The sequence below is a fragment of the Stenotrophomonas sp. AR029 genome (genome assembly GCF_047520695.2).
Taxonomy (GTDB): Bacteria; Pseudomonadota; Gammaproteobacteria; order Xanthomonadales; family Xanthomonadaceae; genus Stenotrophomonas; species Stenotrophomonas sepilia.
In genome coordinates, this window is record NZ_JAXBQQ020000005.1 from 140,201 (window position 1) to 165,392 (window position 25,192).

At 64.6% G+C, this 25,192-nt stretch carries 26 protein-coding genes and 1 pseudogene; 11 read left to right on the forward strand and 16 right to left on the reverse strand.

All coding sequences use genetic code 11. The features are described from left to right. Positions 1-72 precede the first annotated feature (72 nt). Positions 73-1,680 (forward strand): ATP-binding cassette domain-containing protein, encoded by a 1,608-nt coding sequence (locus tag ACM0PB_RS16060; protein WP_414604739.1) that lies wholly within the window; start codon positions 73-75, stop codon positions 1,678-1,680. 143 nt (positions 1,681-1,823) lie between these two features. Here the strand turns inward: ACM0PB_RS16060 and ACM0PB_RS16065 are convergent, their stop codons facing one another. Continuing rightward, positions 1,824-3,149, reverse strand: a complete 1,326-nt coding sequence (locus ACM0PB_RS16065) for a GTP-binding protein (protein ID WP_065197339.1) — start codon at positions 3,147-3,149, stop codon at positions 1,824-1,826. A gap of 69 nt (positions 3,150-3,218) precedes the next feature. Here ACM0PB_RS16065 and ACM0PB_RS16070 point away from each other — a divergent pair, with 69 nt between their 5' ends. Then, the gene (locus ACM0PB_RS16070; RefSeq protein ID WP_053499005.1) at positions 3,219-3,590 is read left to right on the forward strand and encodes a MerC domain-containing protein; all 372 of its coding nucleotides are present in this window, start codon (positions 3,219-3,221) and stop codon (positions 3,588-3,590) included. A 74-nt stretch (positions 3,591-3,664) separates the two neighbouring features. On the opposite strand, the gene ACM0PB_RS16075 is transcribed toward ACM0PB_RS16070, so the two are convergent. Beyond that, the gene (locus ACM0PB_RS16075; protein WP_005415073.1) at positions 3,665-3,949 is read right to left on the reverse strand and encodes a hypothetical protein; all 285 of its coding nucleotides are present in this window, start codon (positions 3,947-3,949) and stop codon (positions 3,665-3,667) included. A gap of 90 nt (positions 3,950-4,039) precedes the next feature. On the opposite strand from ACM0PB_RS16075, the gene ACM0PB_RS16080 reads away from it, so the two are divergent. The 3 genes from ACM0PB_RS16080 (at position 4,040) to ACM0PB_RS16090 (ending at position 6,530) form a co-directional block, all read left to right on the forward strand. Continuing rightward, entirely contained in the window at positions 4,040-4,456 is a 417-nt protein-coding gene (locus tag ACM0PB_RS16080) for a hypothetical protein (protein ID WP_065186649.1), read from the forward strand. 112 nt (positions 4,457-4,568) lie between these two features. Continuing rightward, complete coding sequence (locus ACM0PB_RS16085; protein ID WP_196769418.1) at positions 4,569-5,231, forward strand: hypothetical protein; 663 nt, start codon at positions 4,569-4,571, stop codon at positions 5,229-5,231. Between the two features lie 456 nt (positions 5,232-5,687). Beyond that, positions 5,688-6,530 carry a class I SAM-dependent methyltransferase gene (locus ACM0PB_RS16090; protein ID WP_005415070.1) on the forward strand — a complete coding sequence of 281 codons (843 nt, stop codon included), beginning with the start codon at positions 5,688-5,690 and terminating at the stop codon, positions 6,528-6,530. Positions 6,531-6,533: 3 nt separating this feature from the next. Here the strand turns inward: ACM0PB_RS16090 and ACM0PB_RS16095 are convergent, their stop codons facing one another. Further along, positions 6,534-7,502, reverse strand: a complete 969-nt coding sequence (locus tag ACM0PB_RS16095) for a polysaccharide deacetylase family protein (RefSeq protein ID WP_414604740.1) — start codon at positions 7,500-7,502, stop codon at positions 6,534-6,536. A 103-nt stretch (positions 7,503-7,605) separates the two neighbouring features. Further along, positions 7,606-8,265 carry a hypothetical protein gene (locus ACM0PB_RS16100; RefSeq protein ID WP_204324505.1) on the reverse strand — a complete coding sequence of 220 codons (660 nt, stop codon included), beginning with the start codon at positions 8,263-8,265 and terminating at the stop codon, positions 7,606-7,608. A 134-nt stretch (positions 8,266-8,399) separates the two neighbouring features. On the opposite strand from ACM0PB_RS16100, the gene ACM0PB_RS16105 reads away from it, so the two are divergent. Then, positions 8,400-9,080 carry a hypothetical protein gene (locus ACM0PB_RS16105; RefSeq protein WP_414604741.1) on the forward strand — a complete coding sequence of 227 codons (681 nt, stop codon included), beginning with the start codon at positions 8,400-8,402 and terminating at the stop codon, positions 9,078-9,080. A 110-nt stretch (positions 9,081-9,190) separates the two neighbouring features. On the opposite strand, the gene ACM0PB_RS16110 is transcribed toward ACM0PB_RS16105, so the two are convergent. Both ACM0PB_RS16110 and ACM0PB_RS16115 read right to left on the reverse strand, forming a co-directional pair. After that, positions 9,191-9,364, reverse strand: a complete 174-nt coding sequence (locus tag ACM0PB_RS16110; protein WP_181452208.1) for a hypothetical protein — start codon at positions 9,362-9,364, stop codon at positions 9,191-9,193. Positions 9,365-9,373: 9 nt separating this feature from the next. Then, positions 9,374-10,186: an alpha/beta fold hydrolase gene (locus tag ACM0PB_RS16115; RefSeq protein WP_414604742.1), complete on the reverse strand. Its 813-nt coding sequence runs from the start codon at positions 10,184-10,186 to the stop codon at positions 9,374-9,376. 227 nt (positions 10,187-10,413) lie between these two features. On the opposite strand from ACM0PB_RS16115, the gene ACM0PB_RS16120 reads away from it, so the two are divergent. Beyond that, positions 10,414-10,893, forward strand: coding sequence for a nuclear transport factor 2 family protein (locus tag ACM0PB_RS16120; protein ID WP_414604743.1), 480 nt, complete (start codon positions 10,414-10,416; stop codon positions 10,891-10,893). 75 nt (positions 10,894-10,968) lie between these two features. Continuing rightward, entirely contained in the window at positions 10,969-11,361 is a 393-nt protein-coding gene (locus ACM0PB_RS16125; protein ID WP_414604744.1) for an XVIPCD domain-containing protein, read from the forward strand. 68 nt (positions 11,362-11,429) lie between these two features. On the opposite strand, the gene ACM0PB_RS16130 is transcribed toward ACM0PB_RS16125, so the two are convergent. From ACM0PB_RS16130 to ACM0PB_RS16145, 4 genes are all read right to left on the reverse strand, one after another. Continuing rightward, positions 11,430-12,575: a YncE family protein gene (locus tag ACM0PB_RS16130; protein ID WP_235646322.1), complete on the reverse strand. Its 1,146-nt coding sequence runs from the start codon at positions 12,573-12,575 to the stop codon at positions 11,430-11,432. A 186-nt stretch (positions 12,576-12,761) separates the two neighbouring features. Beyond that, entirely contained in the window at positions 12,762-13,775 is a 1,014-nt protein-coding gene (locus tag ACM0PB_RS16135) for an XVIPCD domain-containing protein (protein ID WP_235646321.1), read from the reverse strand. Positions 13,776-13,777: 2 nt separating this feature from the next. Then, positions 13,778-14,413, reverse strand: coding sequence for a hypothetical protein (locus tag ACM0PB_RS16140; RefSeq protein ID WP_329953493.1), 636 nt, complete (start codon positions 14,411-14,413; stop codon positions 13,778-13,780). Further along, on the reverse strand, positions 14,410-15,336 hold the full coding sequence (locus ACM0PB_RS16145; RefSeq protein WP_329953492.1) for an XVIPCD domain-containing protein: 927 nt from the start codon (positions 15,334-15,336) through the stop codon (positions 14,410-14,412). Before ACM0PB_RS16145 ends, ACM0PB_RS16140 begins: the two co-directional genes overlap by 4 nt. A gap of 326 nt (positions 15,337-15,662) precedes the next feature. On the opposite strand from ACM0PB_RS16145, the gene ACM0PB_RS16150 reads away from it, so the two are divergent. Continuing rightward, positions 15,663-16,421: a hypothetical protein gene (locus ACM0PB_RS16150; protein ID WP_329953491.1), complete on the forward strand. Its 759-nt coding sequence runs from the start codon at positions 15,663-15,665 to the stop codon at positions 16,419-16,421. Positions 16,422-16,657: 236 nt separating this feature from the next. Here ACM0PB_RS16150 and ACM0PB_RS16155 read toward each other — a convergent pair whose 3' ends face one another. From ACM0PB_RS16155 to ACM0PB_RS16180, 6 genes and pseudogenes are all read right to left on the reverse strand, one after another. Beyond that, complete coding sequence (locus tag ACM0PB_RS16155) at positions 16,658-17,266, reverse strand: hypothetical protein (protein ID WP_329953490.1); 609 nt, start codon at positions 17,264-17,266, stop codon at positions 16,658-16,660. Between the two features lie 73 nt (positions 17,267-17,339). Continuing rightward, positions 17,340-20,687, reverse strand: a complete 3,348-nt coding sequence (locus tag ACM0PB_RS16160) for an XVIPCD domain-containing protein (protein ID WP_414604745.1) — start codon at positions 20,685-20,687, stop codon at positions 17,340-17,342. A 31-nt stretch (positions 20,688-20,718) separates the two neighbouring features. Next, positions 20,719-21,360 (reverse strand): DUF1629 domain-containing protein, encoded by a 642-nt coding sequence (locus ACM0PB_RS16165; RefSeq protein WP_414604746.1) that lies wholly within the window; start codon positions 21,358-21,360, stop codon positions 20,719-20,721. Positions 21,361-21,453: 93 nt separating this feature from the next. Beyond that, on the reverse strand, positions 21,454-22,098 hold the full coding sequence (locus ACM0PB_RS16170; RefSeq protein WP_414604747.1) for an imm11 family protein: 645 nt from the start codon (positions 22,096-22,098) through the stop codon (positions 21,454-21,456). Between the two features lie 84 nt (positions 22,099-22,182). Next, positions 22,183-22,823 (reverse strand): annotated as a pseudogene (locus ACM0PB_RS16175) (DUF1629 domain-containing protein). A gap of 99 nt (positions 22,824-22,922) precedes the next feature. Next, the gene (locus ACM0PB_RS16180) at positions 22,923-23,567 is read right to left on the reverse strand and encodes a DUF1629 domain-containing protein (protein ID WP_414604748.1); all 645 of its coding nucleotides are present in this window, start codon (positions 23,565-23,567) and stop codon (positions 22,923-22,925) included. Between the two features lie 176 nt (positions 23,568-23,743). Here ACM0PB_RS16180 and ACM0PB_RS16185 point away from each other — a divergent pair, with 176 nt between their 5' ends. Continuing rightward, positions 23,744-23,959, forward strand: coding sequence for a hypothetical protein (locus ACM0PB_RS16185; RefSeq protein WP_414604749.1), 216 nt, complete (start codon positions 23,744-23,746; stop codon positions 23,957-23,959). A gap of 487 nt (positions 23,960-24,446) precedes the next feature. Beyond that, positions 24,447-24,815, forward strand: a complete 369-nt coding sequence (locus tag ACM0PB_RS16190) for a hypothetical protein (protein WP_261728018.1) — start codon at positions 24,447-24,449, stop codon at positions 24,813-24,815. The last annotated feature ends 377 nt before the right edge of the window (positions 24,816-25,192 follow it).

Sequence of the window (25,192 nt, forward strand, 5' to 3'; positions counted from 1 at the left end):
CGTCTTCCCAACAGACGGCCTGACTCTTCCCGCCCCTGCGCGCAGGGGAGAACCGGCATCCATGGAGGTCGCATGACCACACATTCCCTCACGCTCGATCGCGTGTCGTATCGGCTGGCCGACGGCCGCCCGCTGTTTTCCGATCTGTCGTTTTCCTTCGATCCGGTCGCCACCGGTCTGGTCGGTGCCAATGGCACCGGCAAGAGCGTGCTCGCACGCCTGCTGGCCGGTCGGGTGCGGCCAGAGAACGGGCAGGTGCGCAGCAGCAGCCGCGTGTTCCTGTTGCCGACGCCCGGCTATCCCCCCGCCGGCACGGTCGGTGAACTGGCCGGCGTCGGCGCGGAACTGGCCGCGCTGCAACGCATCGAAGCCGGCAGCGTGGATGAGGCCGACTTCGCCTGCGTCGGCGACCATTGGGATCTGCGCGAGCGCCTGCAGCAGCAATGGCAGGCGCTCCGCCTGCCCGACGATCTCGATCCCGCCCAACCCGCCGCGCGTCTCAGTGGCGGCGAGGCCATGCAGGTGGCGCTGTCCGGCGCCTGGGCCAGCGGCGCCGATTGGCTGATCCTGGACGAACCCAGCAACCACCTCGATGGCCGCCATCGCCAACAGTTGTACGAACGGTTGCAGCAGTGGCGCGGCGGCCTGCTGGTGATCAGCCATGATCGCGAGCTGCTGGCGCAGATGCAGCAGATCGTCGAGCTCGACGCGCGCGGGCTGCATCGCTATGGCGGGCCGTGGCAGCACTACGCCGACGCGCGGGCCGCCGAACGCGAAGCGGCCGCCGCACAGCTCGACCACGCCCGCGCCCAGCACCGGCAGCAACAGCGCAGCGCGCGCGAGCAGCACGAACGCCAGCAGCAGCGCCAGGCACGTGGCAATCGCGATGCGAAGCAGGCCAACCAGGCACCGATCCTGCTTGGCCGGCAGAAACAGCGTGCAGAGGCCAGCCACGGGCGCGCGCAACAGGTACAGGCCGATCGTCTTCAGGCCAGCGCCGACCAGCTGCGCGCAGCGGCTTCGGCAGTTCACGCCGCGCCGGAGCTGGCGCTGTTCGCCGGTGACGGTGAACGCGGCAACGCACGTCTGCTGCAGGCGGAGTCGCTGGTGCTGCCGCAGGGTTGCAGTGCACCGTTGCAATTGGAGATCCGCCGCGGCCAGCGCATCGCCGTGGTCGGTGACAATGGCAGTGGCAAGTCCACGCTCCTGCGCGTGCTGGCCGGCCAGCTGCCTGCACGCAGCGGCATCGTGCAGCGCCATGCACCACTGGCGCTGCTCGACCAGCAGCTGCTGGGACTGTCCGGCGAACGCAGCATTCTCGACACCGTGCAGGCCGCCAACCCGGTGGCGGATGCGGGTGAGCTGCGCACACGGCTGGCCCTGCTCGGGCTGGACGCACAGCGCATCCAGCGTGCAGCCCACAGCCTCAGTGATGGTGAACGGGTGAAAGGCGCGCTGGCCAGCGTGCTGTATGCAGATCCCGCACCGCAGCTGTTGCTGCTGGACGAGCCGGGCAACGCGCTGGATCTGAGCGCGTTGCAGGCACTGGAAGAACTGCTGGCGGCGTGGCCGGGCGCGCTGCTGATGGTCAGCCACGACCGGCACCTGCTGCAGGCGTTGCGGCCGACCCACGTGCTGCAGGTGGGCACCGGGGGGTGGCAGTGGCGTGACGCCTTGTAGATCCACGCCATGCGTGGACCTGCTGCAGCAGCCGAGCGTCGGCTCGGCTCTACAGGATAGGCCATGCGTGGATGCATGCATGGCCTATCGACCAGGGGTAGTGCCGGCCGCTGGCCGGCAACCCATGGATCCTCAGTGCACCGTCACCGCTTCCACACCGGGAATGCCTGCGGCAACTGTTGCCACAGCAGCGGCCCCGCACGCAGTTCCTGATCGTTGAGCAGGCACGCGTCCAGCTCCGCACGCACCGCGCGCTCATCCATGTGCACGCCAATCACCACCAGCTCCTGGCGGCGGTCGCCCCACAGCGGGTGCCACAGCCGCTGCATCGCCGAATGCGCGGCCGCATCCGGGAAGTCTTCCAGACCCGGCAACGGTGCGCTCCAGCAGTCGGCCTGCTGCCGCGCCCAGCCCAGGTCGCTGTACGGCAGCGGCGTGGGCGGCAGCAATGGCGCGGTGTCCTCCAGCCCAGCCCGCACACGATCACGCGCGGCGTACCAGAACCCCGCCGCCTGCGTCCGCGTCGCGGCGCCCACGGTGTTCAGCTCACCCACCCAGTCCATGCGATTGGCCAGCCAGAACCAGCCCTTGCTGCGGATCACGCCGGGCATGCCCGACTGCAGCGCGCGGGCGAAGCGCGCGGGATGGAACGGTCGCCGCGAGCGGTAAACGAAACTGGCGATGCCGTACTCTTCGGTCTCCGGCGTATGCTCGCCACGCAGTTCCTTCACCCAGCCCGGCGCACGTTGCGCACGCTCGTAGTCGAAGCGGCCGGTGTCCAGCAGCTCGGCCAGTGGCACGTCACCGAAGCGGGACAGCAGCAGCTTCGCGTCGCGGTTCAGGCCGCGCAGCACGGCCAGCGTGTCCTGCAGCACTTCGTCATCCACCTGGTCGACCTTGCTGACCACGATCACGTCGGCGAACTCGACCTGCTCGCACAGCAGGTCGACCACGCCGCGATCATCATCCGGCCCAGCCTGCTGGCCGCGCTCGGCCAGGCGCAGCGTCGAGCCGAAGTCGGCGAGAAACGCGCTGCCATCCACCACCGTCACCATCGTGTCCAGACGCGCGATGTCACTCAGGCTGAAGCCCTGCTCGTCGCGCACCGCGAACGTGGCCGCCACCGGCATCGGCTCACCGATGCCGGTCGACTCGATCAACAGGTAGTCATAGCGACCGGCGTCGGCCAGGCGCCGCACTTCCTGCAGCAGGTCATCGCGTAGCGTGCAGCAGATGCAGCCATTGCTGAATTCCACCAGCGTCTCTTCGGTGCGGCGCAGCTCGGCGCCGCCGTCGCGCACCAGTTGCGCGTCGATGTTGACCTCACTCATGTCGTTGACGATGACCGCCACACGCAGGCCGGCGCGGTTGCGCAGGATCTGGTTGAGCAGGGTGGTCTTGCCGGCCCCGAGGAAGCCGGACAGCACGGTGACCGGAAGGCGACGGTCGGCGCGGGAAACAGTGTTCATGTCGGAGCGGGTTGGCTGCGGAGTGTAAATGTTACTGTATAACAATATCTGCGCAAGGAACGTCCCCCGATGAAGTCGCCGTCTGCCGCCCTGCTCGATGCCGGCGCGGTCGCCCTGTCCAGCCTGTGCCTGCTGCACTGCCTGGCGCTGCCCCTGCTTGCAGCCGCGCTGCCGCTGTTCGGCAGCTGGGCCGAAGCCGAATGGGTCCACCTGCTGTTCGTGGCCATCGCCTTGCCGCTGACCGGGTATGCACTATGGCGGGCGGAGCGCCGCCATCCGTTGCCGGTGCTGGCCTGGGCCACCGCCGGCGCCGGGCTCGGCCTGCTGCTGGCCGGCGCGCTGGCGTTGCCCTCGCACGACTGGGAAACACCGATGACCGTCACCGGCAGCCTGCTGCTGGCCGCCACGCATATCTGGAACGCGCGGCACCGGCACGGGTAGTGCCGGCCGCTGGCCGGCAACCCCATGAACGCCGCACGCAACCTGCAGGTGCCGGCCAGCGGCCGGCACTACCGCTACAGCTTCAGCATCATCCGCAGCAGGTACATCAGCAGCGGCAGCGCACTCAGCACTGCACCGCCGATGCCGATCCACGGCCAGCGCTCACCGCGCACGCGCGAGGCCACGGCCAGGCCGCCGCCCACCAGCGCCGCACCCAGCACGCCCACGCCCAACCCTGCGGCCATGCCATTGCCACCCGCAGCGACCGCTGCCTGTGCCGCCACGGTGCCTGCCCCCCACCCCACTGCAATACCCAGCCAACTGGCCACGCCGCACCACGGTGCCTTGCCCTGCGCCATCCGAAAACCCCTGTGTTCTTGCCGAATTTCTGTACGGACCGCGCCCGCATGCTGCCTACACTAGCCGCACCTGCCCTGTAGGGACATCCCATGCGCACGCTCCGCCTGCTGCTGCCCGGTGCCCTCCTGCTGCTCACTGCCTGCGGCGACGATGCAAGGCTTCCCTTCTCCGCCGACCCATTGCAGGGCTGCTTCGCCACCGGCGCGCGCAAACCCGCCGACTTCCGCATCGACAAGGAAGGTGGCCAGTACTTCGTTTCCTTCAGCCGTGGCGAGCAGTGGCAGCGCGAACCCAATGCCCTGCACAAGGCCACGTCCAGCGAGATCAGCCGCTACTTCCGCGACGACGCCGACCAGATCGACAGTGCGCTTATCCGCATGGCCGGCGGCTTCGGCATCTTCCACTTCAACAAGGGCGCGACGCTGAAGGGCAAGGCCAGCGACAGCGACTACATGGCGCTGATGCTGATCGGGGCCGGGCCGGTGTATGCGGTGAAGTGCGATTAGCGACACAGACTTTTGAGAAATGTTTGAAATCCAAAGAACTGCGTAATGCAACCAAAAGCACCATTGGGCAAGTAGCGAAGATGGAGCCTCACCCAGATTTTGAGAGGCCCAAGTGAAATTGCAGCTAGCCATCATCATGTTCATCGCCTCTGCATCCGTGCAGGCAGGAGACGGGAATCCAGCTGTCGGACAAACCGCAGACGAAGCAAAGATCCCGGAAAAAATCGTTCGCAGCGCAGAATGGCCCGACTTCATTGGGGGGACGATCAGTGTGGAGCAGTCCCTCACCCGCAACTCGAAGGGACAATATGTATATCGCTACGACGATCAAACGGAAGCGACGAAGCAGTATCACGAGGCTTCCTGCGCAGATCTTGGAATGAACCCTGCCAAGGGCGAGTCCATCACAGTGGGGCCAGGAAGCGCTGCATGGCATTGCTCAAGCATCGATTCGAACAGTGCTAGCGACGCAAAGAGTACTGACTATGTAATCGCCTATGCACCAAATGGACAGGTATCAGCTGGCCAGAACTTCGCTTCCTACGGAACCGTAAGATTCAACAGCTCAGTCAGTGGGAACATCCAGGGTAGCGCGCAAATAGACAACGGAAGGTGCCGGACCTTCTATAGCGAGTATTACCCGCCAAACACGGTGGGAAATCACACTGCACGAGTCCTCTGCTTTGCTCATTCCCCGCAGACGATGAATACGCTGATGGAAGGTTGTGTACCGCGCGCCTGCGCCAGTGATCGTGGTTCCATCAGAGCCAACTGATACCAAAACCTTTTGACCTAGCAGTGAGGGTGACCAAGCCACCCTCACTGCTTAGGTACATGACCCGATTCCCAATGATCGCTACCATCGCTCAATCCCTGATTTTCGTATCAGGCTCGTGCATCCCAGGCCAACTGAGCGCGGACTACAGCCTCCAAGGGACACCAGTGGTCATCCGCAGCACATTGGCCCCTGACAGTTCTGGGAACATGATATGCATCCAGCAACTTTTGATCAGAAATGAAGAGGGAGTACTGACCTATCATTACGATCTTCAACCGTCAGCGTCACGCGACTTCCACAGAGAATTCTGTGCCGCTATGGGCATGACGCCCTCAGTGGGAACTGCATCTCTACCAACTCCCTCCACCGGTTGGGTCTGCACTACGGAATCTCAGTATCCTGGCAAAGGTCCTGCGGTACCATGCCCTCCCCCGAACCGCCCCGGTACCCGCCGTGCCCCATTACACCGGCCCCCTGCTGACCCGCGACAGCGCCGATACCCTGCGCCGTGCCCATGACAAGGGCGCCGCCGACTGGCAGGGATCGCTTGACCTCGGCCGTAGCCAGGACAGCGTGGCGCTGGATGCGGACGGCTTCCACTTCCGGGGCCAACCCTACCCTTGGCCGGGCAAGCTGAAGGACCGCACGCTGTACTACTGGGATGGCGAGGAATTCGCGCCGATCTCGCGCTACAGCGGCTCGCTGATCAAGCTGGTGCCCACCGAATGGGGCGCACCGACCTTCGAGATCGACGGCATCAAGATGCTGCCGACCTCGAAGCTGTCGCCGTTCGAGGATGCACGCCGCAAGGTGGAGCTGGTCGCCCCGGCCGGCAAGGTCATCCTCGATACCTGCGGTGGCCTGGGCTACTTCGCCGCCTGCGCGCTGGAGGCCGGTGTCGGCCAGATCCGTTCATTCGAGAAGAACGCCGATGTGATGTGGCTGCGCACGCTCAACCCGTGGTCGCCGGATCCAGACTCGGCTGCCGCCGGTGGTCGCCTGCAGTTCAGCCACGGTGACGTTTCGCAGCAGATCGAACGGGTGGCCAGCAACAGTGTCGACGCAATCCTGCACGACCCACCGCGCTTCGGCATCGCCGGCGAGCTGTACTCGCAGGTGTTCTACGACCACCTCGCCCGCGTCATCCGCAAGGGCGGTCGCCTGTTCCATTACACCGGCGCGCCGAACAAGCTGACCAGCGGCCGCGACGTGCCGCGTGAAGTGGCCAAACGTCTGGAAAAGGCTGGTTTCAAGGCGGAACTGGCGCTCGACGGCGTGCTGGCCGTCAAGCGCTGAGCCTCACTCCGAATCAACCTTGGCCAGCTTCATCACCCACGCCGGCACCCCCGGTTCGCTGGCGTAGAAGTCCTTCGGCTTGTTCTCCGCCATCGCCCAGCGATGCAGCCAGCTCGGGCCATAGCGGCCGTTGTAGCCTTCCGCACCCCGCGCATACGCCGGGTCACGCATCGCTTCGTCCAGTGAAATGAAGCGATAGCCGCGGCGCTTCGTGGCCGCCACCAGTTCGGCAAGGGTGGCCGCATTGAGCTCGTTGGCGTGCATCAGCCACACCTGCGGCAGCGCGTACCCCAGCAGCGCCTGCGACTGCTTCTCGTAGTAATCCAGCTTGTTCAGCATGTACGGCACGTAGCCCTTGCGCAGCTGCGCCAGCGTCGCTTCGCGTGCAGGCGAATCCGCCTGCTCGTTCATCACGTTGGCATAGGCGAACGCCCACACCCATTCCCCGTTGTCCACCGTCACCGGTGCCACGCGATAGCCATGCTGCTTGAAGAACGCCTCCATCTGCACGCGCTCATCTGCGGTGCGCCCGGCGCGCAGGTAGGGGTGGCGCATCCACTGTGGCGCCTGCCCCTTCTCGGCCAGCAGCGGCCGCAGCACCGTTTCGCCGCGCAGGAAATCCTGCTGGAACGCCGCCACGCCCTTCGCATTCAAATCCATGTGCGAGTACGTGTGGTTGCCCAGCACATAACCCGCATCGCGCCAGTCGCGCAGCATCTGCACCTGCGCCGGCTGCACCTGTCCATTCACCTCAAGCTTGTTCTCATTGACGAAGCCCACCACCGGCACGCCGGCCTCGCGCAGCTGGGCCATCAACGCTTCGTGCCGCGCCTGCAGATCCGGCGGCACGATCTGGTCCAGCCGTGCCCATGGCAGATCATCGATGGTCACCGCGATACGACGGTCCACCTCGGCGGCGTGTACGGCCAGCGAACACAGCAACAACGGCAACGCACGCAGCAACAAGCGCATCGGGTCTTCCCTGGAGTGGCGAGGCGTCGACTGTAGCGCGATTGCCGCGCGCCGCCGAGCGTGCGCCCTGCATGTCTCGGATCCGGTCAGCCGCGGAGGCCCGTCAGGCCACTGCCGATCGTGCCACCCGGGCCCGCACGATCGCCCGCCACAGGGAGATGCCGCCCACCATCGTCGCCATCAGCAACGCCACCAGCACCAGCGCCAGGTCGTCCGGATTGCGCATCAGCGTTGCGTTCTCGCGCGCCAGGATGTGGAACACCACGGACTGCGCCTGCACCAGCGGGGTATCGCCCTCCGCCACCAGGTCCATCAGGCATGCCGTGGGTGACAAGCGCGCCACGCTGTTCCATGCGTTCTCGTACAGGTGCAGCGTCCACCCGGCCAAGCACAGTGCCCCGCCATGCAGCAGCAGCAGCGCCACGTTCGCCGTGCGCAGCCCATCGCGCAGCCACAGCGCGCGGCTCGCGCACACCGCCATCGCACCCAGCAGCGCCAGCACGATGCCCGCCAATGGAATCCAGCTCAATGGCTGCCAGTCGTCCAATGCACCGGCGCGCGCCATCACCTGTTCGGCCATCTGCAACCGCGCCTGCTCATCCGGGCCACCGCACGCCGCGGTGATCGGCTCCAGCAGCAGGTCGACGCGGCAATGGAAGAACCCGGAAGCCAGTGCAACGGACAGCAACGCGACCAGCTGCAGCATCAGCAGGATCGGCCCCTGCCCACAGATGCGGCGGATTCGGGAGGTGGCAGCGCTCATCGGTTCATCCATGACAGCAAAGAGCCATCCTAACCAAGCAGTTCGCACGTGTCGGCTGGCGGATGCGACACACACCACGCAGCGCCGTTACGATGGCACGGTTGTTTGAATGCGAATTTTCCTTGGTATTCCCGATGGTGATGCTGTACCTGATCGTACGAACGCTGCTGCCCCTGCTGGCATTCGTGCTCGCGTGGTGGCTGCTCGCGCGCCTGATCGACGCGCGCGCCGCCCGGCTGCCACGCGTCCCGTTGAACCTGCCGGCGCACAGCAGCAGCCCGCGCAGGAAGGATCGGCGCATCTACGCGCGCAAGCTGCGGCGCAAGCCGGGGCTGCGCACGGCGACCCGCGCCGCCGCCGCGCCGCGCAGATGGCGCCTCGCCGCAGCTGTCCTGTCGATAGGCGTGCTGGCCGCCACTGTGGTCGCCATCCCCGATGGTGCGCGCTTCCAGGTGATGGTGGGCAATGTCATTGGCTACCCGGGAACCATCATCGAGGTGCGGGTTCCCGCAGCAGCACAGCCTGTCGTGCTGCAGGCATGGCGCCCCGTACTGGCACACCTGGGAAGGCCCGTGGCGATGCGCTATCCGATTGCTCGCACCGGCGGCGAGCATGAAGCCCATGCGGTGGTGCCCACGCAGGTCCGTCAGCAGGGCGACCAGCTGCAGGTGGCCATCGCACTGCCGGTGGACAGCGACGTACTGCGTGCCGAACTGGCGCGACAGGCAGGATTGCCGGTCGAGGCGATCAACGTGCAGCGGCGCGACGTAGCGCCATGGCGGGAGTCGGGCTGGCGGCCACTGCCCGGCCCCTAGCGCCGAGACCATGCTCGGCTGCCCTTTGCCCCTTCCCTGAACGGCACGCGCTGCGCGCGCCAGCCGAGCATCGGCTCTGTGCTACGCCACGTCCCCACCCGGCCTGTGAATCACGACCCACGCGGCAGCTTCGCCGCCCACATGTTGTCCACCAGGTTCGGATACCGCCGCCCGTTCTCTTCGGCCCGCTGCCGCGCCGCGGCCTTCTGCGCATCCGACAGCGGTTGCGACGTCTGGCCCTTGGGGTTGGGCTTCTTCCACGGGGGTGTCTTTGGCTCGCGCATCGCGGCAGCTTACCGCTTCAGGAAGTTCAGCAGCGCCAGATTGAAGCGGTCGGCGTGGCTGGTGTTGCAGCCGTGCGGTGCACCTTCCAGGATCACCACTTCGCTGCCCTTGATGGCCTTGTGGGTACGCTGCCCAGAGCCCTCGAACGGCACGATGGCGTCACTGTCGCCGTGCAGGATCAAGGTCGGCACCGTGATCTTCTTCAGGTCATCCCGGAAATCGGTCGTGGCGAACGCCTTCATGCAGCCCAGCGCCGCCGCCTGGTCGGATTGATGGCACAGCGCGATCGCCGCCTGGCGCGTCTCCTCGGTGACCATCAACTGGCCGTTGGCGCTGAAGAAGTCGCGGGTGAAGCCGTCGAAGAACGCCTCGCGGTCCTTCTCCAATCCGCTGCGCATTTCATCGGCCTTGTCCTGGGTCAGCGGCCCCTCCGGGTTGTCGTCACTGCGCAGCAGGAACGGCGGCACCGCCGCAGCGAACACCACACTGTGCAGGCGATCCTGACCGTGGTTGGCCACGTAGCGCGCCACCTCGCCACCGCCCATCGAGAAACCGACCAGGGTGACATCGCGCAGGTCATGCTCCTCGATCAGCCCCGCCAGGTCCGCCGCCAGCGTGTCGTAGTCATAACCTTCGGCCGGCTTGTCAGAGCGGCCAAAGCCACGCCGGTCGTAGCTGATCACCCGATACTGGGCGTCGCGCAGGATCGCCACCTGCGTCTTCCAGGCATCGGCGGACAGCGGCCAGCCGTGGATCAGGATGACCGGGCGGCCATCGCCACCCGTGTCTTCAACGTGCAGGCGGATGCGGGAAGCAGACATGGGCGCTCCTGTGGAAGGGAAGGAGTGCAGGCTAGTGGCCGTCACCTGTGGCGGCTGTGAGGGAATCCCGGTCGCTCATGACATCCCCTGCACAGGCAACGGCCTCAAGGCTGGAACCGGGCCGCCAATATGGGCATTCATTCCGTGGCAGGGCCGTTTCGTCGGAAGCCGGCTGCAGTGGCCCAAACGCCATGCGAGCCTGCGTGAACCCTCCCTGGAGCCTCACCATGCTGCTGCTCACCCTGCCCTTGCTGGCCGCCGGCCTCGTTGCCACGCCAGCGCCCGCCGACACCCTGCGCGTGCAGATCCGCCACGCCGATATCCAGCTCTTCGCTGCGGCCTTCGAGGCCTGCGATGCCGACAAGGCCGCCGCGATGACGACCGACGACATGGAGTTCTTCCATGACAAGGATGGCAAGTCGGCCAGCAGCCGCGAGGACTTCCGCCACAGCGTGGCCAACCTGTGCAGCAGCGCGCGCGAGGGTGGCTGGCAGCTGCGCCGCGAGCTCGTGGAATCTTCGCTGCAGGTGTTTCCGCTGCACGATGAGCGGGCGCTCGAAATCGGCGACCACCGCTTTTACGAGCGCGGCAAGGACGGCGTGGAACACTGGACCGGCCAGGCCCGCTTCATCCAGGTCTGGCGCCGCGTGGACGGGCACTGGCTGGCCGAACGGGTGATCAGCTATGACCATCGGCCGGCGGGCTGACCTTTCCGGCGCCCTTCACCGGCCGGATCTATACTGGCGGGGTTCACCCCGACCCACCGCTACCGTTCGATCGCCATGGCAGAGATCACCCCCACCCACCCCGACTACGGCCTCAACCAGCAGATCCGTCAGGGCGTGGCCGCACTGGACGCGCAGCATGGCCGTGCGTTCGACCAGACCAGCGAACGCCTGACCGCCAGCCTGACCGTACTCGCCCGCGAACAGGGCCTGCAGCAGGTCGACCACGTGCTGGTCAGCAACGCCACGGCCCAGCACCCGGCCGGACACAACATCTTCGTGGTGCAGGGCGACCCGGCCAACCCGGCGCACCTGCGCGCGATGATGCCGACCGCGGTGGCGGCGCAGACGCCGGTGGAGCAGTCGATGCAGAAGTTGGGGTTGGATGTGCAGCAGCAGGTTGAGGCGCAGGCGCAGGAAATGCAGAACCCCGCGCCGCGGCTGGGGTAAACGCTGCGACATGAAATAGGGGCAGCGCGTTGCGCCCTGCCCCTGCGTTTACAGCCTGTGCACCGCTGTTACAGCTGGATGCGCGCCACGCTCTCGTCAGCGCCCTTGTCATCCTTCTCGCCGTTCTTGATGCTCACGAACAGCACGTTGTTCTTCGCATCCAGCGCCAGGCTGTTCGGGTGGGTCGGCACCGTGTAGGTCGCCACCTTCTGGTAGCTGTCACTGTTGTAGGCCGTCACCGTGCCCGCCTCGCGGTTGGTCACGTACAGGCGCTTGCGCGGTGCATCCAGCAGGATACCCAGCGGGCCGGCATCGGTCGGGATGCTGGCCAGTTCCTTGCCGGTTCTGCGGTCGAGCACCAGCACGCGCTGGCCCGGATGCTTGCTGACCAGGCCGCTGCTCTTGGCCTGGTAACCACGCAGGAATTCCGAGCCCTGGTCGGTCACGAACAGGCGCTTGCCGGCCGGATCCAGCGCGATGTTCATCGGCTGCTCGGCGGCGATCCTGTGCTGCGCCACCACCTTGTTCGAATCGGTACCCACCACCACCAGGTCGGCCAGCAGGTTGCTGGTGTAGACGCGCTTGTTGGCCGCGTCCAGTGCCAGGCCCGGCGCCTTGGCATTGCCCAGGCCGTCGATGGTGTTGATCACCTTCAGCGTGTTCGTATCGATCACGAACAGCACGCTGCTCACGTCCGGCTGGCTGCTGTGGCCGGTCACGTACAGGCGGTTGGCCGCGCTGTCGACCACCAGCTCGCGCAGATCGTGGGTGTAGGCGGCCTTGCCGTCCTTGCCGGCTTTCTTCTCCATCAGCTGGATGGTACCCACGGCCTTGTTCTGCGCGGTATCGACCACGGTCACCGACAGGTCCACGGTGTTGCCCACGTACAGGCGGTTGTGGGCGTCATCCAGGACCACACCAAAGGCCTTGCGCTCCAGCGGAATGCGGGTTTCCACGGCCAGCGTGGCCGGGTTCAGGCGCAGCACCTGGGCCGGGCCGGCGTCATCGCCGAAACCGCCAGAGGAGGCCACGAACACGGCGTTCTGCTTCGGGCTGTAGGCCAGCTCGTACAGGCCCTTGGCCACGGCCTGGCGCTGCACGGCGGTGGTGGCACTGGCGGCGGGCGCGTTGTCGGCGAACGCGGAGGGCACGCCGAGGCTGAGCGAAACGGCAACGGCCAGGGCGGCCGAGCGGAAGAGAGGAGTACGGAACATGCGAGCGTCCTTGAATGGGCACGGGAAGGTGTCCTGGCTCGCTGGGCCGTACTGCGACGGCCCGCCCCGCATCTGTCTGCGCGGGGTGGGCTGGCTGGGGTTGCGGGGGGAATGGTAGCAGGTGGGGGGCGTGGCGTGCGCCGGCGCGGGCATGGCCAACGCTCGACCTCGATGCTGCGCCCGCCGCTATGCGATCCGTGGGCCGTGGCTCTGCTGAAGCTGCTGCTCCTCCTGCAGGCGCTGCGCGTCTCCCTGCCGCTGATTCTGCTGCAACTGCGCGACCCGATCGAACGAGGCCTCCACCGGTGCCTGCGCAGCCACCTCCGCCGGCATGCTGGCGCGCTGGTGTGCCGGGTCACTGCGGTCCCCCTGCACGATGAACAGCTGCGGTGCGGTATCACCGCGCTGCTCGCCCAGAACCACCTCGTCCACGCGCGAGAACTGCTGCTCCTTCGACAGCGCGAGCAGGCTGGCGCTGACATTGCCGTTGCGCGCCCCGAAAGCGCCGAGGTCGGCCACCTGCTGGTGGATCTGGTTGAGGCGGGCATGATCGTCGTGCGCCGGGTCTGCGGGCGTGCCGCTTGCCGCGAGCACGCTGTTGCCGCGCCACTGCTCGCCGTTCTCGGTGAACATCCACTCGCGGAAGGTCTGCTTCGGCATCGGGTTCCACTGCACCCTGTCCAGTTCGCTGCCCTTCACCTGCTGCGGAATGGCGTTGACCGCGCGGATGTTGTCCAGGACCCTGGTAGCGCCCTCGTAGTTGGTGATCTCCCCGGCCAGCCCGACCGGGCGCAGCCCAGCGTGGTTCAGGGCACCCCAAGCGAAATCGGTGCAGGCGTTGGAGAAGAAGTCGTACTCCATGTCGAAGCCGTGCTTCTTCGGGTCTGCCGAGAACTCGAGGATGCGGTCGTACTGCGCCTTGCTGATCTCGATCGTGCGCTCGAAGCGGGGTTTGTCGTAGACCAACACATCCATGTCATCGACTTTGCCCCTGTTCGGCTCGTCCTTGGTGCCTGCGTGGGTGAAACCCACGCTCTCCGGCAAGGGTTCACCCGAACGGCGCAGCGACAGGAACATGTGCCCCGCGAACGATGGCTCCAGCAGAAACCTGTTTCCCTCAGCATCACGGCCGTAGCGCGGCGTGCCGGGGGCCGCCAGATGAATGGTTACGCTGTAGCGTTCGGCATCGTCCTTGTGCATGTCTACTTTCCTAGTGATTGGTAGCCAACGATCAGTTCTGCTTTCAGGCCTTCCAGCCGGGGCCGATCCTCCACAAGGTCGACCCGCAGAACGTAGCGCCCGGGTGCAATGCCTCCGACCTGCGCCAACTGCAACGTGCGATAGAGCACATCTTCAGAGTACAACCCGGCCTCGGCCAAGCTGTTGATGTCCACGCTCCCCGTCGTCAGGTCTGTTACCACGCCATCCTCCCCGATTTTCTGAGAATCGCGTCCATCGCGAGTACGCTGCCAGAGCTGCACAGGACCAGGTGCACTGCCATCGATCCGCTCCAGGCGCAGCCGCGTTGGCAGCCGTCCCAGCGTGATCTTCTCCGAAGCATCCAGCAGCCGTCGCGCATCGGTATCCTGCAGCCGCAACCCGATGTTCAGGATCGGAATGGCCGGCTTCTGGGGCGCCGGCAAATCAAACGTGACCTCGGCAATCCGACCGGCCTTCTGCAACTGCACGGCCCGCGTGAGCGGCACAACCGTGCGGGCCTCGGCCTGTGCGCGCGTCAGCAGGGACGGCGCAACCTCAGGCGCTGGTGACGCACGGCATGCCGCCAGCGCGCCCAGCACCGCCAGTACCACCAGCCTCCGCCGAACTGGACGCGTCATTGCTCCTTCAACCGCAGCGAATCGGCCACATCGGTCTTGGCCGCCACCTCGGTGGCGATGCTGGCGCGGCGGTGCCCTGGGTCGTTGCGGTCGCCCTGCACGATGAAGATGCTCTCGGCGGCATGGCTGTTCTGGGTCGGCCTGCTGAGCAGCACGTGGTCCACGCGCGAGAGGTTGTTCTGCTTGGCCAGCACCAGCAGGCTGGCGCTGATGCGTTGGCTGGCGGCATCGAACGGGCGCCCATGCGCAGCATCCAGCTCGGCCACTTTCTGGATCAGCTGCGAGAACAGGCGATGGTCGGGATGCGAAGGGTCCAGCAGCGTGCCGGCCACTTCAATCGGCGTCGGCGGCGGCTCATCGCTGGCGCGGTCGCCCTGGCGATGATGCTCGGCCTCGCGCTCGGGCATCGCGTGGTGGGTTTCGGCATTCAGGTCGCTGCCCGGGAACGGCGCGGCAATGCACTGGATCTCCGGCAGGTTGAACAGCACCGCGAACTCGCCCAGGTTGCTGCCGCCATCCAGCGTCGCCGGCAGTGGATGCAGGCCAGCGTAGTGCAGCGCCGCCCAGACGAAATCGCTGCAGCGGTTGATGGTGGCCGGGCGGTCCACATCGAATTCGAACTCGGCCGGTTCCTCGGCGAAATCACGCAGGCAGCCGTAGTGCTCCTCGGTGATTTCCAGGGTGCGGCTGTAGTAAGGGTCCAGATGCTCGTCAGCATCGTCGTGGCGCACCTGTGCGTACTGCACGCCGGTGCGGGTTTCACCCGGCGCGTGGCGCGGTGGCGCGAAGCCGTAGCTGTGGGCCTCGTCGCCCGCAGCGACCTGCAGGTACATGTGGCCGCGCGGCGAGATGCCCCCACTTTTCAGCGGGGTGCCGGGCGCGGCCAGATAAAGGGTTGCGGTGTAGCGTGTTGCCTGCTCCATGCCTGTTCAGCCTTGATGGGTACTGCGGTCCTGGGCGGATGATGGCATAGGTGGGATGGGGGGCAGGTGCAAGAAGAGAGGACGCCGATCGCGACTTGCTGAATATGTGAGCCAGCGTGCAGTACTGGACCCGGGCGTGAGCAAGGTCCCGGCAACGACTGGAGCTTGCCATTCCACCGTTCTATAGTCGTTCCGGTCATGCAAGGGAATCGCCCATGAGCAGAGCGCCGGCTTGCCGGCTTGCCTCCTTCGCCCTGGTGGCGGTGCTGAGCACCACCGCCTGCGCGAAAGCCCCATCTACGGAAACGGGCCCGAACGACCCCCCCATGTCCGAAGCCGCAACCAGCCCCCGTACGGTGGGTGGACATACCTATACAACGGAGCCCGTAGAGGCACGAGTGGGCCCGCGCCGCTTCATGTTCCCGGCCAACCTCTACTACAACCAGACGGGCCCCCTGGCCGATGGGGGCGTCATGCTCACGGTGTTCTGGCCGGATTTCGATGCAGCGCCTCCCGGTGATCGCCCGGTGCGCAGCTCGCAGGACAGCCGGCGGCAGGTACTGGTCGAGCTTAGATACATCGATCGCGTTCCCATCCAGAACTATCTGGCACGTCGGTCCAGCAGTGAGGCCACCAGCGCACCGGGATCACTGGAGCGAAGGGACCCGGTAGAGAACCTCGCGCTGCGCGTTGCACAACCCGAACGCTGGGGTCTGACGCCGTATGCGATTGACCCATCGTTGATGGCAGCCTATGCAAAGGACTCGGAGGCTGCGCTGGGCAGGCCTTACGTGCACAACCCGGGGATGGAGCCAGACTGGTATGTGGCCCGCTCGGCGGAGGGCCAACTGACAACGTTCATCAGCTGCAACCCGGCAGACCGCATTCCTGACGGACTTGTAGTTCAGGGAAAGACACTTGAACGCGTCGGAGAAGGCCAGATCGCAATGTGCCGCCATTCCATCGTGGATGTGGGCGACAGCATCGCCATCGAGATGAACTATGCACGCGTCATGCTGAGCGACTGGCAGCGCCTGGAAACCAGCGTTCGTGATCTTCTGGAACGATATCGCGTTCAGCCGTGAACGATGGAGGTCCGGGCGCTCTTCATTCGGGTCGTACAGTGGCTTCAACCCGGACAGGGACCCACCGAGGGTCATCACAGCCAAAGACGCTTCTGCGCAGCTCTCCTCCATCATGAGCCTGCGTCTACGCAGTCCAGTTCGGAGAGGGGGACCGATGAATACGATCCCCGTCTATCGGCAGAATGGCGAGCTGACTTACCCGTGACACTCAGCGTACCGGCGGTGGCGAGGCTGCCTTATTTAGGCCTGCGCAAGTAAGCAACCAGCAGTTCCGGCTGGAACGGCTCAAGCTGTGGCAGAGGGGAGTGCAGTTGCACTTCAACCCGGTATCGGCCCGGCGATGGATTGCGTGCCCATGCGAAGGCCAGCTGTGCATAGTTATCATCGGGTCGTTCCAGCCCAGCATTCTGCAGCGCCAGCACGTCAACATCGTCCAGCCACGCATTTGTCACTCGACCATCGGCGGGGATGGGAATTGTTCTGGCAGGTTCCCCAATGACCCATTCCAGCCGGTGCAAGGGCACGTCCTTCCATCCACTCGATTCCAGGCGCTGCATGGAAACCTTCGCCTGGAACCCGGACGCCCGAACATCGGCCAGTGCCCCAAAAGCCGCGGTGTTATCCGTGCGGTCAACGCGAATGCCGATCATGAGCGTTGGAGAGGAATTTTTGCTGGGAGCAGCCACATCGAACTCGACCGTCAATGGTGCATCCATTGACGAGGTGGGCATGGCTCGCACAAGCGGCACCAGATCCGGACGATGGGCCTCTGCTATCGAGCCTTCGTCGCGAGCCGCATCGGGCCGGCACGCGGTAGCCAGAAGAACGAGTAGTGCTGCGAGCATGCATATCCGGCGCATTCCATGTGGCGTCATCTTCAGTCCTCCGTCCAGGTCGCCAGTGCAGTGCATGCCCTACTCATCCCCCGCTCGCCGCACGAATCTGTATGTCGTGCTGCACCCGCTGGTCTTCCAGCTGCTGGTCCATTTGATTGGCAAGCGCACGCTGGTGCGCTTCACGGCTGACTGCATCGAACTGCTGCAGTGATTCCTCCACCGATGTCTGCGCCGCCAGCTCGGTCGGCATCGCAGCACGCTGATGCGCCGGATTGCTTGGCTCGCCCTGCACCACGAACAGCGTGTGCCCGGCCGGGTGTTCGCGCGTAGCGTTGCTCACCAGCACATGGTCCACCCGTTCCAGGTCGTTGTCCTTGGCCAGTACGAGAAGGCTGGCAGTCATCCGCTCGCTGACTTCATCGAAGCTGCGACCGTGCTTGGCGTCCAACGCTTCCACGCCCTCGCGGATCTGCTGATACAGCGCATGATCGGGATGGCCGGGCTGCGTGGGGTCCTGCAGCGTCCGGTTCGGGCCCGATGCCTCATCCGGTGCGGGTTCGGCTGGCTCAGGGCTTGGTGCAATCGTGGGCGCGGCAGGAACAGTGACAGCCGCAGTGACGGGCTGGAGGTCATCCGATGGAGTCGGTTCGGGCTCTGGCACGTGTTGTGCCGTTTCCTGCTCCAAAGGCCATGGATCGCGCGCAGACTCAGCAGGCAGCGGCTCCTTGAACGGCACCGGCTCGACCTCCTGCACTGCCATGTCCTGCTTTGGAGTGGGAGCAACCGCAGGCACCGGGGCGATCCGCTCCGGCTCCGATGCCTGCTCTGTGCGCTGCGTGGGCATCATCTGCGTTGCCGCATCCAGAGGCGCGGCGACATGTGGCGTCGCGCGCTCAGGTGCGGCCGGTTGTGCCTGCATCGGCCCAGCGGGCTCCGGCGTCTGTGAGGCGATACGGTTTTCGGTAGGCGCCTCGCTGTTTGGATGGGGCTGAGGTTGCGGCTCCGCCTCGCGCCGCGGCGGATCGCGCTGCTCGGCGTACCGCTGAGGCGCGGGCTTGTCCTGAGGGGCAGGCGTAGGCTGTGGCGTGACCGCTATCGCTGGCGGCGCTGCCGCAACTGCCGCAGAAACGACGGGCTGCGCAGTGGCCGGCTCCTCATCCCGGACTTCCGCATTTCCCCCCTGCTCAGATGGCTTGTCACCATGTGCCACCTGCGCGGCTGCTCGTGCAGCCTGTTCTGCATCCACCTGCGCAGCACCCAGCCGATTTGCCTCCTGCATTGCCTGCCGGTATGCCTCCTGCTCACCCGCCGACAGCGCAGCAATGCGCAGCTCGGGCGAGTCCGGCACCGGCGCCTGCTCATTGGCACGCGCCCGCACCTCATTCCATGCGGCCTGCAGCTCCTGCGTGCTGGTGGTCGCGACGGCGCGCGCCACGCCATCCTGACCCACTTGGTAATGGGTGATGGGCCGGGACGCGCCCGCGTTGCCCTCGGCTACAGGCCCCAGTTCCTGCAGCGTGGGACCCGTAATGCCGTGCTGCTCGCGCGTGCGTGCCGTGGCCAGGGCAATGGCCTGCTCCCACGCCGGGGTTAGTGCGACGCCCGCAGCGTAGTAGCTGTGGCGCAGCTCGTTCTGGTTCACCTCCGCCGCAGACGGCAGCGGCCGCGATTCCAATGCGGCAATGGTCTGGTTGAACTGATCGAGCGACGGCTGCTGGATGGTGCGGGTCAGCTCCAGCTCCAGCGCCATGTTCCCCTGCGCGATCTGGCCAGCATGGCTCCATTGTCCTGCTTCATCGCGCTGGTAGAGCTGGTTGTCCGAGCCCTGGATGGCGTCGGGCCTGGCACGGGCCTGCTCCACCGCCTCCGGCACCAGCGGCACGAAGTCACTTGCGCGTGTAGCAGCACGGGTCTCCAGGTAGCTGGCGGCAATCGCGGCCTTGCCGTTGGCGATGTTGTTCTCGATGCGCTGCACCGCCTCGCGATTCAACTCGTTGGCGCGTTCGGGGCTGGCGGTCTGCGTCTCATACACACCCCGGTCGTTGGCACCGGACACACCGATCTTGACCTGCCGCGTCCACTGTTCGGTCTGCGCATCACGGTGCCAGTTGGGATTGTCCAGACGGCCCTCGCCGTCCTTCGCCGGGATGCTGAAAGGATCCTGCGGCGGCGGCGCCTTGCCCAGCGCCAGCTCTACCGCTTTTACATGGGCGTATGCGCCCAGCTCGCGGGCCTTCTCGTAACTGGCACCCACACTGCGCTCAGTCGGATTGCCCAGGCCATCGCCCGCGCTGTCCATGACCGCCTGGCGCTGCCAGTTGCGGCCATCGAACTGCCATGTGACATCGGCCTTGTCGGTCTGCCGGTAGACGGCGCGGTTGTCGAGCAGATCGGCGCCCTTGTCGAATGCCTTGCTCATCAGCAGCGCATCGCCCGCGACGATAGCCGCAGGGACGAAGCTGGACGTGCCGATCACCGACGCGGTAGCCATACCACCGACCCAGCCACCGCCGTTGCGCGCCAGAGCGTGGGTGAGCTCAGACTGGGCGGCGGTGCCGTTGCCTTCTTCCAGCAGCTGTGAGGTGCGGCGGGCGGTGATGACGGCGTCGGCGCCGGAGGCGAGCAGGCCGCCGGAGCGGATCAGTTGGCTGGTGGAGGCTTCGCCGAGGAGGAGGTCCAGGGTAACTCCGCCGCGTTGCCCGACCGGAGCACGAAGGCGTGACGCGGCCTCTTCACCAAGAACAGACTCAACTACAAGAACGCCGCCCGGAGACATCTGGAGACGCCCGGCTTGATGGGCATCAGCGATAGCATTCGACAATCCGTTACGCTGCAGCTCGATGTTGCCGCCACGTATCAGCGGCTGTCCGGATCCTTGAAAGTGCTGGAGCGTGTATACAACGCGGCTCTCGTTGGGTGTGACGGCGCTCCATTGCCTGGAAAGAACGGAAGACTGCTGGTGGTGCTCCAGCTGTCCAGAGTACTGCTGGGCGTACTCCTCGGGCCTCCTGTAGAACTCCCTCGTCTGGGCACGTGCCTGATCTGTGCTTTGTCCTAAAGCAGTGTTCGTCCGCAGGTCTCCGTTGACCAAGCCGACCTGTGAAATGTCGCTCAACCGATGAACTTTGGCAGCGATGCGATCCATTGCCTCCAGGTCGCCAGCCAGCGCTGCTTGGCCATCCCGGCTTCTCTCGAGGCGGGCGAGATTGGCCTCCAATCCGATTCGATACTCACGAATCGGTCCGCCGTTGTGAGGTGACACCCCCAAGGCCTGCGCGAGCGCCTTGTCGTGGGGCATATTGATCAGGTTCTGATCGGCATCGATGTTGAAGCGACCCGCATCAGCCAGAGCCTTGAGCAAGCGACTATTGCCAAGCGTCTGTTGCTCGATGGCGTGATGTTGCTGAAAAATGGGAACGACTCGAGGCATCTGGAGGCTCCTTCCGTGCAGCCGCACTTAATCAGATATCTGATGCATCAATAAAAGATATTCCACTCAACTCCGGATCATCCGACACTCCAGCAGCATGCACAGCATCCACAAACCTACGATCAGCGATCACGAACGTGCTGAACGGTGTGAGGAAGACATGCGCTCCTGCCAGTGCATCGTTCTTGAAGGCCAAGCTGGCCCCGCCTGCAATCGAGTAGAACTTGCCATTGACGAAGTCATCGTCAATCTCGATATCCAGCCGTGAACGATCCTCGTCCACTGCGTCCAGCTCTCTCACTACGTCACACAGAAAGTGGCGTGGCCCCTGCGCGCCATCTGCAAAGCGAACATCACATTCGGCGAATGCGAAGGCGCCTGGATCCAGCGCGTTCATTACGCGCTGGAGTCGCTCCGAGACCAGCCAGTACCCACTGAAGCCACCCTCCAGATCCCGCGGCGCAGGCCCCTGAGAAGCATCGAACACAATTCGGGGCTTCTCCCGGAGCTCTGGAAATCCACCGTTCTCTGGCCTGAGGATTATCCGTGGTGGCGACAGCAGCGCCTGAACGTTCTCGAAGGTCGCTCCTCTGAAAGGACGATTGCTTTCCAAGTCCGGCGCAAACAGAAAGAATCTTCCCGATTCAGGTCCATTGATTGCCATAGGTTCCATCGTCGTTTTCCTTTGGGCTTCTTGCAATGCGATCTGTGAGAGAGCTTACATCGATCACACTTGGACCTGACAGTAAGGCAGTGTGAAAATCGCTCATACTCTGAATACGTCCTTGAACCTCAGACCGCGCGTTTCTCTGTCACTTCCGATTCCCACATCCCTCATGGCATCCCGGAACATGCGATCGCAGTACACAAGATCGCCGGAGTACGGGCTCCTGAAGACATGACTGTCCCCAATTACGCCCCTCTTGAATGCCAAGCTTGCTCCGCCACGAAGGTCGTAGAACTTTCCGCCCGGATAGCCCTCATCGACGATGACCCGGAACTTCGATGCTTCCTCATCGACGGCATCCAGCTCGCGAGCAACCTCGCACAGGTAGTACGTTGGGCCCTCTGTGCCGTCCGGAAGCACGTAATCACACTCCACGAACTCAAAGGCAACGGGATCTATATCGGTGAAGGCCATCTTGAGGCGCTCTGATACCAACCAGTAGCCACTCATTCCTCCCTCGAGATCCTGCGGTGGATCCCCCAGCTTTGGTTCGAGAACCAGGCGCGGTCTCTGCGCCAGAGGAGGGAAACCACCTTTTTCAGGGCGGATGATCAGCCTGGGTGGCGTCAGCAGTGCGCCCTCATTCTCGATCTCAACGCCGTGCCCTCTTCCCCTTCGGGTCGTGTCGGGCATCAGCAGATAGAATTCACCAGGCACAGGCTGATTACGTTTTGACGTGGGCATGTGCTTGTTTCTCTCCAAATTTAGGCATGTACCGTACTCCGCACACTTGCAGCATAGGTCGAGGTTGGCGCCGGTGGGGCCGACTCAGCAGTTCACCACATCTTCAAACCAGAGCCCGTTGGATCTCCTCGCTGTGACGATGCCGGCCGCTTCCACCGAATCCTTGAACGTTCGGCCGCAGAGAACCCCGCCATGGAACGGCAATCTGAACACGTGAGCCGGACCCAGCACTTCGCGTTTGAACGCCAGCCGGACATCACCGGTCAGGCGGTAGTATTCCCTGCCGTGTACTCATCGCTGATCACGATGTCGAGCTGGGAGGCTTCCTCATCCAAGGCATCCAGCGTACGGACCACGTCGCAACGGAAGGAGGTTGGCCCCTTTGAACCGTCTTCCAAGCGGTAGTCGGTATCAGCGAAAACGAACGCGTCAGGGTCTATCTCTTCCATGACCTGGCGCAATCGCTCGGAAACCCGCCAATAGCCGCTAAACCCGCCTTCCAGGTCCTGGAAAGGGACACCCTGCCGCTCCCGATAGACCAAGCGCGGGGTTTCACGCAGCGGAGGGAAGCCACCGGCTTCGGGTAAGAGGATCAGCCTGGCAGTCGCAAGCAACGCGCCCTCGTTATCAAAGACCACCCCGTGCCTCTTCCCTCTACGGGTAGCATCCGGTCGTAGCTTGAAGAACTCGTCCTTGCGCGGCTGATGGGGGGAAGTTGATCCCATGCTTTGTCATCTCACGCTGTGAATGTGAATCGAAGTCGCTCGTAAGCAGTTGAAGCGAATCCAGAAGGCACCCAAGGGTCCGATCCTCAGAGCTCTGACTCAGATGCTGGCCGCGTCGGTGAACCAGAGGCCTCGCGATGCACGCGGCCCACCGATTCCAGCGTTCCACACAGAGTCGCGGAGCTCTCTGTCGCAGAAGACGAGGTTTCCCGAGTAAGGCGTCCGGAATATTCTGGCTTGACCGATGACCTGCTTGCGGAACGCCAGACTGGCTCCGCCCCTAAGGTCGTAGAACTTCCCACCTCGATAGCCTGCGTCAGTGATGATCCGAAGTTTCGAGGCTTCTTCGTCCACCGCATCGAGCTCACGGGTTACATCACACAGGAAGTACCGCGGCCCCTTGGATCCATCGGCAAGGCGGTAGTCACACTCTACAAGCTCGAAGCCAGCCGGATCTACAGACACAAGAGCACCGCGTAATCGTTCGGAGACCATCCAATAGCCGCTCAGCCCCCCCTCCAGATCCTCCGGGAGGCTCCCCTTCTTTGCCGAGTAGACCAGCAGCGGCTTCTCCGCCATGGGGGGAAATCCCCCTTCTTCTGGTCGCAGGATCAGGCGCGGCGGGATGCGCAGCCGCTTCGCGTTCTCGAACACGACGCCGTGCCCCTTTCCCCCACGCGTGGTATCAGGCATCAGGAGGAAGAACTCGCCAGGAACAGGCTGGTTCGACTTCAATGCTTCCATGCTCTTTCGCCTTCTTTAGCTATAGCTATGATGCGCCGTAGCGAGTCTGCCCCGTTCTACCCCGACCTTGCGCCTGGTGCAATCAGATCACTGCGAGATTCCGAACCTGGTCAAGCATGCGTCCCACGTCTTGAGACGCGCTCCAGCCATCCTCCCTTTCCCCTCTGGAGGATGACATGACCAAGATCGACCCCACATGGCTGGAAGCGTTCGACAAGGAACTTCTCCACCTGTTCGCCATCGATCATGGCGACGCAGGCATGGATGAGTACCTGCTGGGCTGCTACGCAGACCTTCCGCCTCGCGAAGCAGCACTGGCGTTCGGCAGCGACTACGACCTGGAGCGCGACGATGCGCTGTGGCCACGGCCAGGCGTGGCGCTGCAAAGTTAAGCTGTGTCGCAATCGGCACGCCACGCGAATGGGCCCCGTGGGCTACGTGTCGCTTTTGGGATCCCGAACAGCTACAAACCGTGCTTTTCAATGCGCATTCCGGCGATAACTTAACACCGGCCGAAACCACCGCACCGCAAGGGTTCTGCCACGCCTGCTCCATGCAACAATGCCGTAAGCGTCAGCATTTACGGCCTCTGCGGTCTACGGTTTCTTGGCATCTCGCAACCATGCGAGTACACCTTGGCGTGCCACCTCGCACTAGGTGGCGCGGGACTCGAAAACCCGTCTGAATACCCAGTGCTTTGCGCTTGCCAGTCGGCGTCATCTTCGGATGGCGCCGGCTGGCAATCCGTTCGCGATCCATGGCGGGCGGTGCGTGGGGGTCCTCGGACCCGCCGGATTGGGTATTCACCGGTTTTCGAGACACGCACCGTCCGCCGCCTCCATCGGTGGCGTTGCTATCTGTCCTGTACGGAGCATTGCCATGAACACATCGGACTTCCGTTCCCTGCACGCGCAGTACGATCCGGACAACGCCGAGCCCGAGCGTGAACGGTCCATCGATCCCAACGCCTTCGTCGCCACGTTGCATCGCATCGGCACCGGTGCAGCTGCGGATGGTCAGCCATGGCCGGAGCGGCATCAACTGCCTGGGCGTTGTCTCCAGCTGGCGGACGCGGATTGCGCATTGGCCGGGCTGCGCGTGGTGGCGGAACTGATGCTGGCTGCGGAGCGCACCCGGCAGAACGGTGCGCCCGAGGAGTACCTCGGGGATCGGGTGATGGAAGGGTTGAAGATGGCGTGTGTGGCGTTGACTGCGCAGGCTATTGAGCGGTTACAGGTTCGGGAGTAGAGCGCGCCTCGCTGCGCACATCGAACGCAATGCACGGATCGTATGCACGGTCCGAAGTATTCGCCGCTGTCTGAGCCTTTAGCCTCCAACACTGGCCTCACTATGCCGAGCCGGACTTTGCTTGCCCTGACGACGGCAGCGCTATCGGGATTGATCATTGGAGGGACGTACGCGCCAGCCACCACAATGAGTCTTGAGAACTACCCAAGACTCACTGACTCGGAGTTTGCCCTGTTTCAGGCCGAAGCCGATAGCTTCGCCGAAGCATTGGCTTGCCAAGGCGTCATCGTCGGAAAGCATGATTCCAGTAGACGCTTCTTTGATATCAGCGTACGCGGCGATGCCGTTCTGTTCGTGGACAACTCTGGGCCGAGTCT